Here is a 15,060-nt window from a genome sequence, read left to right on the forward strand (position 1 = left end):
AGCGCCGGGGCGATTTCCCGAGGCTGCTTTCAATCGGCGCGATCATCCCCGGACTTCCGCTTGACCACCAGCGAGCGAACGACGAAATGACCGACCAGAGCGCCGATCAGGCCTATCACGGCGCCGAGGAAGTGCCGCTTGATGGCTGGCAGCCATACAATGGCATTCGATACCTCCGCGGCATTCAGCGACATCAGGTCATACCTGATGATGATCGGATTGAGCGTCCCGGCGATCATCCCGATCAACAGTGCCCACCGTCGATTTGAACACATCACTCCGATCGCGACGGGCACAAGCGCCAGGAAGTAGGAAACATTTACAAACGTGCGCGTTGCTTCCATCAAGGGGCTCCGGATCGGTCGACAATCTCATTGACCGTAACAGGTCTTGCGCAAGTGCGCACGTCACCGGGCCCAGCCGTGGACGAGCCTCGGCAGGCCGATCGCCGGAAATCAAGAGCTATTTCGTTCAGGCCGCCACCACCCGCGGACCCGCCGCCAACTTCTCGGGCTGGCAGGCCTTGCTCAGCATCGTCACCGCGGAGAATCCGGCGGCCGTCAGTTCGGCGGCCATCTGGGCACGGGCGTCCTTCTCCATGGCGGCATCGGGCACCACCACCGCACGGGCAAGCGCGGTGAGCAGTTCCGCCGGGAGGTCGGAGGCGGTGCCGGCATCCAGCAGCACGCGATCATAGACCCGCATCAGTGCATCGATCGCGAGCAACAGCCGCGGTGATTGCAGCAGCGCGCGGTCGAAACCAGGGCGGCCGGCGCCGACCAGATGCACGCGCGAGAACCTGTCCTTCGTGATCACCTGCGTAAACGAGGCTTCGCCCTGCATCAATTCGGCAAGGCCGGGCGCATTGGCGTCGACGGATGCGTCCGCAAGGATGGACGAGGATGCCGCGAGATCCACCAGCGCCACCTTCAGATTCCCCGCCATCAGGCGCGCCAGCGTCAGCGCGGTCAGTGTAATGTCCTCGCCTGCAGCCGTGCCGAGAACCGTTATCTTGCGCGCTACGTCGCCGGGCGCGCAAAGCTCGGCTGCAAGATGCTCGATCTCGTTGAGCGGCGGTACTTCCGCCGATGGTGCGATGCTGGCTTCGTCGGAATTGGGCTCGGCGGCGACGGCGACGGCGGCGGGTTCCGGTTCCGGCATGCGCGCAGCGGCCGGTCCTGCAACCTGCTCCTCGACAGCGGCTTGTGCCGGGACCGGCGCTGCTGCCGGCATTTCGGCAAAGACCGGTTCAGTCGCCGGGGCGAGAACCGGCGTCGCGGCTATGGCGCGCGGCGCGGTCATGCGCAGCAATTCGCCGGTCACGATCAGGCCGCTGGTCAGCAGCAGCGTCGCCAGTGTCGCAATCAGCACGATCGGCAGCTTCTTCGGATAGGCCGGGATGTTCGACACGGTGGCACGGGAAATGATGCGGCCATCGGAAGGGCCGGAGTCGATGTTTTCGCGCGCGGTAGCCTCGCGATACTTCGCCAGATAAGACTCGAGCAGATCGCGCTGCGCCTTGGCCTCGCGCTCCAGCGCGCGCAGCTGCACGTCCTGGCTGTTGGTCGAGGTCGCCAGCTTCTTCATCTGGTCGAGGCTGGCGCTCAGGCTGTCGACCCGGCCGCCGGCGATGCGGGCGTCGTTCTCGAGCGAGCGCGACACCTTGCTCGCCTCGTCGCGCAGCTGGCGGTCGAGATCGGCAAGCTGCGCCTTCAGCTCCTTGATGCGGGGATGGCCGTCGAGCAGCGTGGAGGACTGCTCGGCAAGTTGCCCGCGCAGCGTCGCGCGCTGCTCGGACAGCCGCCGGATCAGCTCGGAATTCAGCACCTCGGAAGCCTCGATCGGCTTGCCGCCCTGCAGCATCTCGCGGATCAGCTTCGCCTTGTTTTCGGCGTCCGACTTCAGCGCGCGGGCGTTGTTCAATTGCGTATTGATCTCGCCCATCTGCTGGTTCGACAGCGTCGTGTTGTTGGTGCCGATGAACAGGCTCGACCTGGAACGGAAATCCTCCGCGCGCGATTCGGCCTCGGAGACCTTGGTGCGAAGACTGTCGATCTCGCCGAGCAGCCACTGGCCGGCCGATTTCGCCTGCTGCTGCCGCGCCGCCTGCTGCAGCACCAGATAACCGTCTGCGATGGAATTGGCGACTTTCGCGGCGAGCTCCGGATCGCGCGACTGGAATTCGATAACGATGACGCGCGACTTGTCGACGGCGTAGGCCGTCAGCCGCTCGTAATAGGCGTCGAGCACCCGCTCTTCCGGCGTCATCGCAAAGGGATCGCGGCCGATGCCGACCATCGCCAGCAGCGATTTCAGCGGCGAGACGCCGGTCAGGACCGGATCGAACTCCGGACGCTCGGCGAGCCTGTTCCTGGCGATCACCTCGCGTGCGAGCTCGCGCGACAGCACGAGCTGCACCTGGCTGGTCACCGCCTCCGCGTCGAGCGCCGAGCGCTCCTCGGTGCGATCGGCATTCGGACGCAGGAACACGTTTTCGCGCCCGTCAATGAGGATGCGGGCTTCGGACTTGTAGCGCGGCGTGACGAGATTGACGGCGACGACGGACATCACCAGCGCCAGCGCGGTCGGGACGATGATCCAGCCGCGCCTGCGCGCGAGCGCTTGTCCAAGCGCCCGCAGATCGAGATCTCCGCTGTCGGCAATCGCGGCGGCGGGCTTGTAGGCGACGGCGGGCGCAGGCACGGCTTTGGGCACTGCCCTCTGCACAACAGCCTTCGCCTTGTCGGCACCCCAGAACGCCAAACGCATCGCACTCTCCCGCGGACGCCACGACTCTACTGCAACGTGACCGATTACACTCCATTAAGGTTGAGGCTGGGTTAATCTTCCCGCCCGCGACCGCCACCACACGGGGTTTTCGAAGGCCGCCGGTCATGCTTTCTTAACCATGAAAGCCCTTAATCGGCCGCAATAGTTTCGTCAGGATTCTCGAAATGCGAGGCGCTCGCGCCGCCATTGTGTGCCCGTTGCCTGCGCTCGCACCATCGGGCTGCACGGGAAGAACCGCGCTGGTCGCAGCGCCGTCGTCAACCAGCCAGGACACGAGCCGCGGCAACTTGCCCAGTTGGGAGCGCTGGTTCTGACCATGCCTGTGATCGATGGCCAGCCGCTTCGTATCCTGCACGCGGTGCGCGCGCCGATTGGCGGCATTTTCCGTCACATCCTCGACCTCGCCAATGGCCAGGCCGACCGCGGCCACCAGGTCGGCATCATCGCCGACAGCCTGACCGGCGGCGAACGCGCCGAGCAGGCGCTCGCCGAGATCGCACCACGCTTGAAGCTCGGCGTGCATCGCCTTGCAATCAGGCGCGAACCCGTGCCGCTGGATCTGCTGGTCTGGGCTCATTTCGCGCGCCTGATCCGGCGCCTGAAGCCTAATGTGCTGCATGGCCATGGTGCCAAGGCCGGCGCCTTCATCCGCCTGCGCGGCGCCTCCACAGACACCATCCGCGTCTACACCCCGCATGGCGGTTCATTGCACTACCCGCTCTCGACGTTGAAGGGCCAGATCTACAGCCGCCTCGAGCGCGCGCTGATGAACAACACCGACCTGTTCCTGTTCGAGAGCGCGTTCGCGCGCGACACCTATCAACGCACCATCGGCGTGCCCCGGGGGCTCGTGCGCACCGTCTTCAACGGCGTCACCGCAGGCGAATTCGATCCTGTCGTCAAGGCGGACGATGCGACCGACGTCTGCTATGTCGGCGAGTTCCGCCACATCAAGGGCGCCGATCTCCTGATCGACGCGGTCGCGCGGCTGCGCGCCGACGGCAGGACCGTGACGCTGACGCTCGGCGGCGAAGGCGAGGAGATGGATCATCTGAAAGCGCAGGTTTCCCGGCTAAACCTCGGCGAGGCCGTGCGTTTCATCGGCCACGTCAAGGCGCGCGACGGCTTCTCCAAGGGCTCGCTGCTGGTCGTGCCCTCCCGCGGCGATTCCATGCCCTATGTGGTGATCGAGGCGGCCGCTGCGGGCATGCCGATGGTGGCGGCCAATGTCGGCGGCATCCCCGAGATCTTCGGCCCCGATCATGCCGACGCCCTGTTCGCCCCGAACATCGTCGGCGCCATGGCCGACGCCATCGAGGGCGCGCTCGACGACATGGAGGCGGCGCAGGCCCGCGCCAGATCGCTGCGCGAGCGCATCTTCCAGCACTTCTCCCAGAAGGCCATGGTCGAGGGCGTGCTGGCGGGATACCGCGACGCGTTTGCCAATCGTTAACCGTTATTTACCAACGTAACTGTTTCTTCGAATTTGTCCCGTAAGTCCAAGCAGTGGGCAATTCCGCTGCGGCACACGCATGCTTACGTGTTGCCCAAGAACGGATGTGGACAACGTGGAACCGATTAACGCTCGCTCGATGCTGGACGCCGCGGCCAGTGCGGCGATGGCCGCAAGCTCAACCGCCGACCGTCCGCCGGTCGAGCGACGCCGTCGCCTGACGCCGGCGGCCCTCGTCGTCACCAACCAGAAGGTACCGTCAGCCTATTCGCCGATCGTGATTGCTGGCGCCGTGCGGATCGCCGATTTTGCGCTGATCGGCCTGATCGGCTTGTCGGTCTATTTCGCATATGTCGCGCCGCGCAGCGGCTTCCAATGGGAATATCCCGCGGCGATCTTCGGCATGACGCTGGCCACCGTAATCAGCTTCCAGGCCGCTGACCTCTATGACATCGACATGTTCCGCGGGCAACTGCGGCAGATGACGCGGATGATCTCCGCCTGGGCCTTCGTGTTCCTGCTGTTCATCGGCGCATCGTTCTTTGCCAAGCTCGGCGGCGAAGTATCGCGCCTGTGGCTTGGCGGCTTTTTCCTGGTCGGCCTCATCGGGCTGATCGCCGAGCGCCTGTTCCTGCGCGCGCTGGTGCGCGGCTGGGCCCGCGACGGCCGGCTCGACCGCCGCACCGTGATCGTCGGGTCCGATCAGAACGGCGAGCAGCTCGTCGAGGCGCTGAAGAGGCAGGACGATTCCGATATCCACGTGCTCGGCGTGTTCGACGACCGCAATGACACGAGGGCGCTCGAGGCCTGCGCCGGCAGCCCGAAGCTCGGCAAGGTCGACGACATCGTCGAATTCGCCCGCCGCACCCGCGTCGATCTCGTGCTGTTCGCGCTGCCGATCTCGGCCGAGACGCGCATCCTGGAGATGCTGAAGAAGCTGTGGGTGCTGCCGGTCGACATCCGCCTCTCCGCCCACACCAACAAGCTGCGCTTCCGTCCCCGCGCCTATTCCTATCTCGGCGACGTGCCGACGCTGGACGTGTTCGAGGCGCCGATCACCGACTGGGACCTCGTGATGAAATGGCTGTTCGACCGCATCGTCGGCAGCATCTGCCTGTTGCTGGCGCTGCCGGTGATGGCGCTGGTGGCGCTCGCCATCAAGCTCGACAGCCCCGGCCCGGTGCTGTTCCGCCAGAAGCGATTCGGCTTCAACAACGAGCGCATCGACGTCTTCAAGTTCCGCTCGCTCTATCACCATCAGGCTGACCCCAACGCCTCCAAGGTCGTGACCAAGAACGATCCGCGCGTCACCCGCGTCGGCCGCTTCATCCGCAAGACCTCGCTCGACGAGCTGCCGCAGCTGTTCAACGTGGTGTTCAAGGGCAACCTTTCGCTGGTCGGCCCGCGTCCACATGCGGTGCAGGGCAAGCTGCAGAGCCGGCTGTTCGACGAGGCCGTCGACGGCTATTTCGCCCGCCACCGCGTCAAGCCCGGCATCACCGGCTGGGCGCAGATCAACGGCTGGCGCGGCGAGATCGACAATGAAGAGAAGATCCAGAAGCGCGTCGAGTTCGACCTCTATTACATCGAGAACTGGTCGGTGCTGTTCGACCTGTACATCCTCTTGAAGACGCCTCTCGCCCTGCTGACCAAGAACGAGAACGCGTATTAGTCGTCATGCCCCGCGAAGGCGGGGCATCCAGTACGCCGCGGCGTTGAGGCCAAGCCTCGCTGGCTCGGAATACTGGACCGCCCGGTCAAACCGGGCGATGACGGAAGTAGTTGTGTTTTGTGAGCGTTGCGTGAGTATCCGATGGCCTATGCGGCATCCGCCGGCAATACCTTAGCGCCCGTTGCGGCGCCCGGCCTGCTCGCCTTGCAGCGGGCGCTGGTATGGCTGGTCGGCGCTTCCGGCGCGATCGTGTTCATCGAGCCGAGCCCCTACGAGATCGCAACCCTGCTTGCCACCGTCGTCTTCTTCGCCACCGGCGTACGGATGCGGCTGGTGTTCATGCCGCCGTTGCTGCTGCTGTTCCTGCTCAATGTCGGCTACACCATCTCGGCGGTCGCGGTGATGGACCGGCCGAACGTCGCCAACTGGGTGGCGACATCCTGGTACATGGCGGTCACCGTGGTGTTCTTCGCCATGGTGGTGTCGGAGGACACGCAGGCGCGCCTCGACATGCTCCGCCGCGGCCTGATCGTCGGCGCCATGATCGCGGCGCTCGCCGGCATCGCAGGCTATTTCAACCTCGTTCCCGGCGGCCGCGACCTCCTCACGCTCTATGACCGCGCCCGCGGCACCTTCAAGGACCCGAACGTGCTCGGCGCGTTCCTGATCCTGCCCGCCCTTTTCGTGCTGCAGAGCGTGGTCTCCGACCGGCTCGGAAAATCGCTCCGCAGCAGCATCGCCTTTGTGATCATGTCGCTCGCCATCCTGCTGGCGTTCTCGCGCGCCGCCTGGGGCGGGCTTGCGATGACGGCCGCCTTCATGCTGGCCCTGATGGTGCTGACCAGCAACTCGCAGCGGCAGCGCTCGCGCATCATCGTGATGGCCCTGGTTGCCGTGATCCTCGCGGCCATGCTGGTCGCCGTGCTGCTGTCATTCGATTCCATCGCGCAGATGTTCAAGCAGCGTGCCAGCTTCGACCAAGGCTATGATTCCGGCCGCTTTGGCCGGTTCGGCCGCCACATCCTCGGCGCCGAGATGGCGCTCGACCTGCCGTTCGGCATCGGCCCGCTGCAGTTCAACCGCTACTTTCCGGAAGACACCCACAACTCCTACCTGAACGCCTTCATGTCCGGCGGCTGGCTCGCCGGCATCTGCTATCCCGCGCTGATCTTCACCACCGTAATCGTCGGCTTCCGCTACGTTTTCGTGCGCGTGCCCTGGCAGAAGACATACCACGCCATCTTCGCCGCTTTCCTCGGCACGGTCGGCGAAAGCTTCATCATCGACACCGACCACTGGCGGCATTTCTGGATGATGCTGGGCTGCATGTGGGGCATGTTCGCCGCAGCCCAGCGCTACACCACGCCCGCCGAGCGACCCGTCGCCGGGCCGGCGGCGTAAGCACCTACTTCTCCGCCCGGAACGTTATCCCCGCGTGCTGTTCCAGCCGCTTGATCAGCTTGTGGCCCATCGCAGCACCGGGCGTCCAGATTCCCGGCGCCGTGTCGGCCGCGTCGCGCAGCAGGCAGATCGCGCATTCCGAGATCATCTTCGAGGTCGAGCCATAGCCGGGATCGCGGTCGCCCTTGACCACCGCACGCGCCTGTCGGCCGTCGGGCGCAAGCGCGACAAACAGCAGATCGTAATGGCCGCTCTCGCGCTCCTCCTTCGACGGGCCTTCGCCCGGCTTGGGCACATCGGTTCCCGACAGCTTGTTGTTGGCCGCCATCACCTTCCTGGCAATCGCTTCGCCCTGCTCGCCGGGGCCGGTGACCACCATCTCGTCGTAGACGAAATCCTTGCCGTAGGGGAAACCGAGCAGCAGGTTGGAGCGGTGGACGTTGCGCGTGTTGATGTTGGCCATCACGAACGGCGCGGTCCAGGTCTTGAGGTCTTCATCATAGAGCGGCCGGTTGCCCAGCGGCTGCTTCGGTCCGTCAAATCCCGGCGTCAGCACGAACGGATCGCGCAACATGGTGACCAGGCTGAGGTCCTTCGCCGCCGCCTCGAAAATGGCGCGCATGCTCGCCGCCGTGCCGCCTGAAAAGGTACCCTTCATCTCGCGCACCCGGCCCTTGACTCGCGGCACGGCCGCGCCGAATGCCTTCTTCGCCTCCTCCTGCGCACAGAACACGCCGAGCTCGAACGGCAGCGAATCGTAGCCGCAGGAGAACACGATGCGCGCGCCGCTCTTTTTCGCGGCCGCCTCGTGCTGCTCGATCTTCTGCCGCATCCAGACCGGCTCGCCGCAGAGATCGAAATAGTCGACGCCGGCCGCGACGCACGCCGCCAGCAGTTCGTTGCCATAGAGCATGTACGGTCCGACGGTGGTGATGACGGATTTGGTTTGCTCCACCATCGCCTTCAACGAGGCGGGATCGCCGGCATCGGCCACGATCAGCGGCGTATCCCTGGGCGCGCCGATCTCATCTCGCACGGCAGCGAGCTTGTCCTTGCTGCGCCCGGCCATTGCCCATTTCAGGTCGGCGTCGCCCTTGTAATGCGCGGCGAGATATTCGGCGACCAGCCGCCCGGTGAACCCGGTGGCGCCGTAAACTACGATGTCGAATTTTGGCGAAGACATTCTTTCTTCCTCTGAAACTCACCTGCCGTCATTCCGGGGCGATGCGAAGCGTCGAACCCGGAATCTCGAGATTCCGGGTCTGCGCTTCGCGCATCCCGGAATGACAGCAATTACTTCTTCCCCGCGTAACTCACACCCATCCCGGCGCGCACGTCGGCCTGGATGCCGTATGGCGCAATGGGATAGCGCAGGCCGTTTTTCGCGAGCTGCTTCATCCCCGCAATCGCCTTGGCCAGATAGGCCGGCGGCAGCGCCATTAGCATCTCTTCGTCGGGCACGCCACCATAGCGGCGCTCGGCGAAACAGGGCAGCGACAGGCTCGGTTCGCGGGTTTTCAGCGCCCGCCCCCAGGAGTCCGCGCACGCGGTCTCGCCGACCACGCCCCATTCGAACTTCTTGTAGCCGGTATATTGCAGCCCGTTGATCAGGATGATCATCTGGCCCGGCGTCGCGTAGACGAGGCAAATGTCGGGCGGATTGAGCCTTCCGCTGGTGAGCGGGCTCACGGCCAGCGCCTTGTACTGGCCGAACGGCACCACGTCGAGCGCTTCCTGCCGCTTGCGCGCATCTTCCGCCGTGCCGTGCCAGACGCCGACATAGCTCTCGCCCGCGAGCCATTTCTCGTCCTGCGGCGCGAGCCCAATCACCGCGCGGCACTGCGCGCCGACGAGGTCGTCGCCGGTGATGCCGACGGTCCAGCCGAGCCGCGAGGCCATGCTGACGATCTGGTCGGTGGTATGGATGGCGCTGGGCCGGCGGATTTTCGGGATTGCAGCCATCTCCTCCACCGTCGCGAACAGCTTCATGCCGATGACCGTCGTCTTCAACCGCAGCAGGCTGTTGAGATCGGCTACCAGGCCTTCGAGGTCGAACTGTTCGGGCGGCGATTGTTGTTGCATGGTATTTTCTCCCGGATGATCGTTTGCGCCGAGTCTAGCCCGATTGGTGCGGCAGCGCTATTGCGGTCCCGGCAGCAGCGCGTCGGTGCGGTCTGCGATGCGATAGGCGATCAGGCCCAGCCACTCGCGCACGCCGATGTCGACGAGCTGCAGCCCGTCGTTGGCGGTGACGTAGTATTTGAAGAGATCTTCCCTGGTGCCGACGCGCCAGTCCACTGGATAGGCCTCGACCGGAAATCCCGCCTTGCGAAACACCCCCATCGAGCGCGGCATGTGATAGGCCGATGTCACCAGCAGCCAGCGCTCGCCAGGTTTCGGCTTGGCGATCGCCTTCGATAATTCGGCGTTTTCCCCGGTGTTGCGCGACTGCCGTTCCATCGTCAGGCGCGATTTCGCAATCCCGAGTCCCTGAAACAACGCGGTGGCGTAGTCGGCCTCCTTGGCGTCGTTGTGCAGCAAGTTCGGGCTGCCGCCGCTATAGACCAGCCGCGCATTGGGATAGCGATGCGCCAGCGTCGCAGCAGCGATGATGCGGTCGGCTGCCCCCGAGATCACGGGCACGCCATGCGCGGCCGACAGATCCGCATCGAGCGGCCCGCCGAGCACGATGATCCCGTCAGGCTCGCCGCGCGAGGAGTCCCACTTCGGAAAGCGGCTCTCCAACGGATAGAGCACGAAATTGGCAAGCGGCGAGAAGGCGCAGATCGCCAGCCCCACCAGCGCAGCCGCCATCAACCTCCGCCCCAGCCGGGCAAACCGCGTCAGCAGCAGAACTGCGCCTGCAAGCCCCAGTCCGATCAGGAAATTGCTCGGCAACAACAAGTAGCCGACGGTCTTGGATGCAGCGAAAAACAAGAACACCCCTGGGAAAAGTCTGCTACAGCGTCATACGCTGACCCGGCCACAATAAAAAGACCGCTCATGACCCATCATCAGCTGCATTCCAGCCCGGAAACCTGCCACTGGGGTTTCTTCGAAGCCAGGCTGAAGCCGGTCCTGACCATCAAGAGCGGTGACGAGGTCACGGTCGACACCGTCAGCGGCGGCCCGGACGTGTTGCCGGACAAAAGCAAATTCCACATCCCGCCCGAGCTGTTCGATATCCACGCGAGATCCGAGCGCATGGTGCCCGGCCATATCCTGACCGGGCCGATCGCGGTCGAGGGCGCCATGCCCGGCGACGTGCTGGAAGTCGACATCCTCGACGTCCAGCTCCGGCAGGACTGGGGCTACAATCTGATCCGCCCGCTCGCCGGCACCCTGCCCGACGATTTCCACGAGACGCGCATCCTCAATATTCCCCTCGATCGCGCGCGCATGGTCGGCCGCCTCCCTTGGGGGCTCGACCTGCCGCTAAAGCCGTTCTTCGGCGTGATGGGCACCTCGCCGCCGCCGGCCTGGGGCCGCATCACCTCGCTGATCCCGCGCGCCATGGGCGGCAATCTCGACAACAAGGAGCTGGGCGCCGGCGCGAAACTCTATCTGCCGGTGTTCGTGCCGGGTGCGCTGTTCTCCTGCGGCGACGGCCACGGCGTGCAGGGCGACGGCGAGGTCTGCGTCACCGCGATCGAGACCGCGCTGCAGGGCCACTTCCGCCTCACGCTGCGCAAGGACATTTCGCTCGCCTCTCCCCGCGCCGAGACCGCCGATCACTACATGACCATGGCTTTCGATCCCGATCTCGACCAGTGCGTTGTGCGCGCGCTGCGCGACATGATCGTGCTGCTCGGCGAGAAGCGCAATCTGTCGCGCGAGGACGCCTACACACTGTGCAGCCTCGCCGCCGATCTGCGCGTAACGCAGACGGTGAATGGCTCCAAGGGCATCCACTGCATGATCGCGAAAACGGTCGTGCACGGATAAGAGCGCGACTTCGTAGGATGGGTAGAGCGAAGCGAAACCCATCAGCACTCTCCACCGAGCACGAAGGCGATGGGTTTCGCTTCGCTCTACCCATCCTACAGCACTACGGCACCGTGATTCGTTGCCACAAGCGTTAACGCGCGTTGCCTACGCGCCACACCGCGATCGGATTTGATCGCAGCGCATCAACAATGCGCGAGCAAATCGTGAATTGCGACAAGCCCGGCCTCCGCTGCATCAAGCAGCACACTCACCATATTCGTCGACGAACGTGGCGAAGCAATGCGGACTCAGGGTCCGCAGGCGTGAGTTCACACGACGATTGAGCGGAGACGGTCCTGCCGACTGGGGCGGCTTGCCGGACCCGGAGATTCTTGCCGAATGGGGTGGCGATGGTGTTGCAGTGGTTGAATAGCCCGGTGATCTGGACGCTGATCGTGCTGATCATGTCCAGCCTCGGAATTTATCGCGAACTGTTCTGACTTACCCGGCGGCCTATGCGGCAGCATTGAGCCGCTGCAGGAAACTCGTGACCTGCTGGCGCAGCATCGCAACCTGGCCATGGACGCTTTCGGACGCGCCATTGACGCGCATGGCCGCCTCGCCGGTATCGGCGGCGGCCGCACTGATGCCGCCGACGTTGAACGAAACCTCCGAGGTACTTGCGGACGCCTGCTGCATGTTGCGTGCGATCTCTTGGGTCGCCGCCCCCTGCTGCTCGATCGCGGCAGCGATCGCGGAAGCGATACCATTGACCTCATCGATGGTCCGCGCGATCACCTCGACCGCTGCAACCGATGCGGTCGTGCTATGTTGCATCTCGCTGACCTTGGCGCTGATCTCCTCCGTCGCCTTTGCGGTCTGCGTGGCAAGGCTCTTGACCTCGGAGGCGACCACTGCGAATCCGCGTCCGGCTTCGCCGGCGCGCGCCGCCTCGATGGTGGCGTTCAGGGCCAGCAGATTGGTCTGCCCCGCGATCTCGCTGATCAGCTTGACCACGTCGCCGATCTGCATCGCAGCCTCGGCGAGGACACGGATCTCGCTGCCGGCGCGGTGAGCCTCGCTGACGGCGCGGCCGGTATTGTCGGTGGAACGGGCAACCTGGCTGCTGATCTCCGCGATCGACGACGCCAGTTGCTCTGCTGCGCTGGCCACGGTCTGCACATTGTTGGACGCCTGGCCGGATGCAGTCATCACGCTGGCCGTCCGATGGCCGGTCTTCTCGACGGCAGCCGCCATCGTGCCGGCATCGGCTTCGAGATTCGCCGCCGCATCCACCAGTTTGCCGGCGATCCCGTCGAGCTGCGCGCCGAACTCCTTCGACAGATTGCCGACCTCGTTCACCCGCCGGCCCAGGCTGTCGGTTCCGGCGTTGATGACGCCGGCCGAATGACGGAACGAGCCCGGCAGGCCGCGCACCATGATCTTCCGGAAATACTTGCCGTGGCTCGCATAGTCCATCGACGCAGACGCCTCGCGCACGAAGGCATCCGTGATGTCGAGCATGTCGTTGATCGACTTCTGCATCAGACCAATCCGGCCCGGCAGTCGTTCGCTGAGGACGCGCGCCTCGAGATCGCCCCGGGCGGCACCGCTGCAGACCCTCGAGGCTTCGCTGACCGCCGCGAGCACACGCTTCAGGCTCCACGCGCAATAGGCCAGCAGGACGACGATGGCGCCCAGCAGGGCCCCGGCCGGCATACGGGGGACCGGATCGGCAACGGCCAGTCCGGCGAGCGCGACGATGGCGAGAAGGCCTGCAAGACCGCTCGCCGCCTGTATCCTAGAGAGCGAGCACGAATTCGTCATAACCAACGCCTTGTTTCTTCAGCAGAGCGACCATCATGTCGAAGCTCGCGCGCATGCCATCCCTGGCATTGGCGTGCCGGGCTTCCTCTGCGCTGAGCGCCTTGTAGATCGGGCTGATGCGCTCGATCGGAACGCGTTCCGGCTTGCGGCGGTTGGAATGGTAGCCGACGATGTTGCCATTCTCGTCGAGGGTGGGCGTCACATGGGCGAAGACCCAGTAGTGGCTGCCGTCCTTCGCCAGGTTGACGACGTAGGCGAAGATCTCCTGCTTCGACTCCAGCGTGTCCCACAACAGCTTGAACACGCATCGCGGCATGTCGGGATGCCTGACCAGGCTGTGCGGGGCGCCCAGCAATTCCCTGTAGGGATACTTTGCCATGCGGACGAAGACGTCGTTGGCGTAGGTGATGCGACCCTTCAGGTCGGTCTTCGATACGATCAGCTCCTCGTCGCCGAGCACGTTCTCGATACCGGTCGCCCGCACGGTTCGTGTCATCGCTGCCCCTGGAGCAAGCGGCGCGCCGTTGCGCCGTCTTCCCGACGCTAGGAGAACAGTATTAACCGAACATGAGCATCGCGGAGCGGCAGACCTCCGGACGATTACGTAGGACATCGCGCAGCAGCTGGGATTCATTCGCAATCGGTATTCAGCTGCCGGCTTGGCGCTACAGGAAATCTTTCCTCATGCGGAGGACCCGTCTCCGACCGCATCCTGTGCTGCTTCATTTCAGCCGATAGCCCGCGTGACACCCCACGCATTGAGCGGTTATTTCGGCAAGCCCCGCAAACACGGGCTTCAGATCGCCGGTGACGCCCGCCTCCTGCGTCGTGATCGCAAACCGGCTTGCGGCACGATGCATCGCCGTGCCGGCCTCCTGCATTCCCTGCGGCATGTATTTGGCGACTTCGGCAGACCCGTGCAGTCCCAGCGACGACATCCCAAGCCGCGTTTCCGCAAGCTTGGCGGCGACGTCAGTGTGGCCCAAGGCCAGATGGGATTGTATCTCCTGCAACGTCTGGAGATGATCGCGCATATTTGCCAGCGTGTGCTCGATCAGCGGCTTCGGAAACTTTACAAACTGCCGCGTGTCCGGAGCGACGGGGGCCGACGCATCATGTCCGTGTCGATGCTGAGCCACGGCGAGCGTCGCGCTGCCGCAAGCCAGGCCGGCGGCAATGATGATCGCAAGAAGCCGCATCGATCCTCCCAAGAATCCCGAACGGCCGCCTCGCAAGCCGCCGGCGAACAGTCAGTCCTTGCCACATGGCCGGCTCCCACGACATGATAGCAATCATGTCGCATGCCATCGAACCTTTCCTGAAAGGGCTCGTTGCCCGGCGGCGGGACTTCGACCGTGGCCAGGCGGTGTTCCATCGCGGGGATGCCGTGAAGGAAGTGCACTTCGTGCTCGCTGGATCGGTGCATCTGGTGCGGCATCAAGACGACGGCTCCACCCTGATCCTTCAGAGGGCGGGCCCGGGGTCGATCCTGGCCGAAGCCTCCTTGTATTCCGAAACCTATCATTGCGATGCCGTTGCATCCGGCCCCGCCGAGACGAGGGCGTATGCGAAAACAGGCTTCAGGAAACTGCTCGCGAACAATGCCGGCTTCAGCGATGTCTGGGCGATTTACCTGGCGCAGGAACTGCAACGCGCGCGGCTACGCTCGGAAATTCTCTCATTGAAGACGGTTGCCGCAAGGCTCGATGCATGGATCGCGTGGAATGGCGGCGCCTCTCCCGCGAAGGGCGAATGGAAACTGGTCGCCAACGAAATCGCGGTAAGCCCCGAGGCCCTCTATCGAGAACTCGCCAGGCGTCGTTAGTGGATGCCACGTTAACCCGTGCGAAAACCTGCCGCGCTGCCGCACACCCTCATCGCTGTTTGACGGGCCGAATCCACAAACCCGGTTGCCCTCACCCGCGAAGGCGGGTGATCCAGCATTCCAGAGACGCCGGAGGTCAGATCGATAAGCCGCCGCGTACTGGAA

Annotated in this window: 13 protein-coding genes; 5 read left to right on the forward strand and 8 right to left on the reverse strand. The window is 64.6% G+C overall.

Translation table 11 applies throughout. From position 1 onward, the window contains the following. Positions 1 to 29: 29 nt before the first annotated feature. A complete protein-coding gene (locus HZB49_RS10780) occupies positions 30 to 344 on the reverse strand; it encodes a hypothetical protein (RefSeq protein ID WP_291610920.1) in 315 nt (104 codons plus the stop codon). Positions 345 to 471: 127 nt separating this feature from the next. Beyond that, complete coding sequence (locus HZB49_RS10785; protein ID WP_291610922.1) at positions 472 to 2,769, reverse strand: exopolysaccharide transport family protein; 2,298 nt, start codon at positions 2,767 to 2,769, stop codon at positions 472 to 474. 337 nt (positions 2,770 to 3,106) lie between these two features. Here HZB49_RS10785 and HZB49_RS10790 point away from each other — a divergent pair, with 337 nt between their 5' ends. From HZB49_RS10790 to HZB49_RS10800, 3 genes are all read left to right on the forward strand, one after another. Then, positions 3,107 to 4,243 (forward strand): glycosyltransferase family 4 protein, encoded by a 1,137-nt coding sequence (locus tag HZB49_RS10790; RefSeq protein WP_291610924.1) that lies wholly within the window; start codon positions 3,107 to 3,109, stop codon positions 4,241 to 4,243. A gap of 115 nt (positions 4,244 to 4,358) precedes the next feature. Beyond that, positions 4,359 to 5,915 carry an undecaprenyl-phosphate glucose phosphotransferase gene (locus HZB49_RS10795; RefSeq protein WP_291610925.1) on the forward strand — a complete coding sequence of 519 codons (1,557 nt, stop codon included), beginning with the start codon at positions 4,359 to 4,361 and terminating at the stop codon, positions 5,913 to 5,915. A 141-nt stretch (positions 5,916 to 6,056) separates the two neighbouring features. Then, a complete protein-coding gene (locus HZB49_RS10800; protein ID WP_291610927.1) occupies positions 6,057 to 7,316 on the forward strand; it encodes an O-antigen ligase family protein in 1,260 nt (419 codons plus the stop codon). 4 nt (positions 7,317 to 7,320) lie between these two features. Here the strand turns inward: HZB49_RS10800 and HZB49_RS10805 are convergent, their stop codons facing one another. The 3 genes from HZB49_RS10805 to HZB49_RS10815 form a co-directional block, all read right to left on the reverse strand. Then, on the reverse strand, positions 7,321 to 8,499 hold the full coding sequence (locus tag HZB49_RS10805) for a saccharopine dehydrogenase NADP-binding domain-containing protein (protein ID WP_291610929.1): 1,179 nt from the start codon (positions 8,497 to 8,499) through the stop codon (positions 7,321 to 7,323). 110 nt (positions 8,500 to 8,609) lie between these two features. Further along, a complete protein-coding gene (locus tag HZB49_RS10810; RefSeq protein WP_291610931.1) occupies positions 8,610 to 9,398 on the reverse strand; it encodes a DUF169 domain-containing protein in 789 nt (262 codons plus the stop codon). A 57-nt stretch (positions 9,399 to 9,455) separates the two neighbouring features. Then, complete coding sequence (locus HZB49_RS10815) at positions 9,456 to 10,253, reverse strand: YdcF family protein (RefSeq protein WP_291610933.1); 798 nt, start codon at positions 10,251 to 10,253, stop codon at positions 9,456 to 9,458. Between the two features lie 66 nt (positions 10,254 to 10,319). Here HZB49_RS10815 and HZB49_RS10820 point away from each other — a divergent pair, with 66 nt between their 5' ends. Further along, entirely contained in the window at positions 10,320 to 11,261 is a 942-nt protein-coding gene (locus tag HZB49_RS10820) for an acetamidase/formamidase family protein (RefSeq protein WP_291610935.1), read from the forward strand. 495 nt (positions 11,262 to 11,756) lie between these two features. On the opposite strand, the gene HZB49_RS10825 is transcribed toward HZB49_RS10820, so the two are convergent. From HZB49_RS10825 to HZB49_RS10835, 3 genes are all read right to left on the reverse strand, one after another. Continuing rightward, positions 11,757 to 13,070: a methyl-accepting chemotaxis protein gene (locus HZB49_RS10825; RefSeq protein ID WP_291610937.1), complete on the reverse strand. Its 1,314-nt coding sequence runs from the start codon at positions 13,068 to 13,070 to the stop codon at positions 11,757 to 11,759. Next, positions 13,045 to 13,566, reverse strand: a complete 522-nt coding sequence (locus HZB49_RS10830) for a PAS domain-containing protein (RefSeq protein WP_291610939.1) — start codon at positions 13,564 to 13,566, stop codon at positions 13,045 to 13,047. Before HZB49_RS10830 ends, HZB49_RS10825 begins: the two co-directional genes overlap by 26 nt. Positions 13,567 to 13,792: 226 nt before the next feature. After that, positions 13,793 to 14,269, reverse strand: a complete 477-nt coding sequence (locus HZB49_RS10835; protein WP_291610940.1) for a hypothetical protein — start codon at positions 14,267 to 14,269, stop codon at positions 13,793 to 13,795. 95 nt (positions 14,270 to 14,364) lie between these two features. On the opposite strand from HZB49_RS10835, the gene HZB49_RS10840 reads away from it, so the two are divergent. Further along, on the forward strand, positions 14,365 to 14,895 hold the full coding sequence (locus HZB49_RS10840) for a Crp/Fnr family transcriptional regulator (protein WP_291610942.1): 531 nt from the start codon (positions 14,365 to 14,367) through the stop codon (positions 14,893 to 14,895). Positions 14,896 to 15,060 lie beyond the last annotated feature (165 nt).

Source organism: Bradyrhizobium sp., assembly GCF_016219575.1.
Taxonomy (GTDB): domain Bacteria; phylum Pseudomonadota; class Alphaproteobacteria; order Rhizobiales; family Xanthobacteraceae; genus Bradyrhizobium.

Bases quoted from the DNA above. Each gene is read 5' to 3' on its own strand.
- HZB49_RS10780 (WP_291610920.1), bottom strand. From the start codon at position 344: ATGGAAGCAACGCGCACGTTTGTAAATGTTTCCTACTTCCTGGCGCTT.
- HZB49_RS10785 (WP_291610922.1), bottom strand. From the start codon at position 2,769: ATGCGTTTGGCGTTCTGGGGTGCCGACAAGGCGAAGGCTGTTGTGCAG.
- HZB49_RS10790 (WP_291610924.1), top strand. From the start codon at position 3,107: ATGCCTGTGATCGATGGCCAGCCGCTTCGTATCCTGCACGCGGTGCGC.
- HZB49_RS10800 (WP_291610927.1), top strand. From the start codon at position 6,057: ATGGCCTATGCGGCATCCGCCGGCAATACCTTAGCGCCCGTTGCGGCG.
- HZB49_RS10805 (WP_291610929.1), bottom strand. From the start codon at position 8,499: ATGTCTTCGCCAAAATTCGACATCGTAGTTTACGGCGCCACCGGGTTC.
- HZB49_RS10810 (WP_291610931.1), bottom strand. From the start codon at position 9,398: ATGCAACAACAATCGCCGCCCGAACAGTTCGACCTCGAAGGCCTGGTA.
- HZB49_RS10820 (WP_291610935.1), top strand. From the start codon at position 10,320: ATGACCCATCATCAGCTGCATTCCAGCCCGGAAACCTGCCACTGGGGT.
- HZB49_RS10825 (WP_291610937.1), bottom strand. From the start codon at position 13,070: ATGACGAATTCGTGCTCGCTCTCTAGGATACAGGCGGCGAGCGGTCTT.
- HZB49_RS10830 (WP_291610939.1), bottom strand. From the start codon at position 13,566: ATGACACGAACCGTGCGGGCGACCGGTATCGAGAACGTGCTCGGCGAC.
- HZB49_RS10835 (WP_291610940.1), bottom strand. From the start codon at position 14,269: ATGCGGCTTCTTGCGATCATCATTGCCGCCGGCCTGGCTTGCGGCAGC.
- HZB49_RS10840 (WP_291610942.1), top strand. From the start codon at position 14,365: ATGTCGCATGCCATCGAACCTTTCCTGAAAGGGCTCGTTGCCCGGCGG.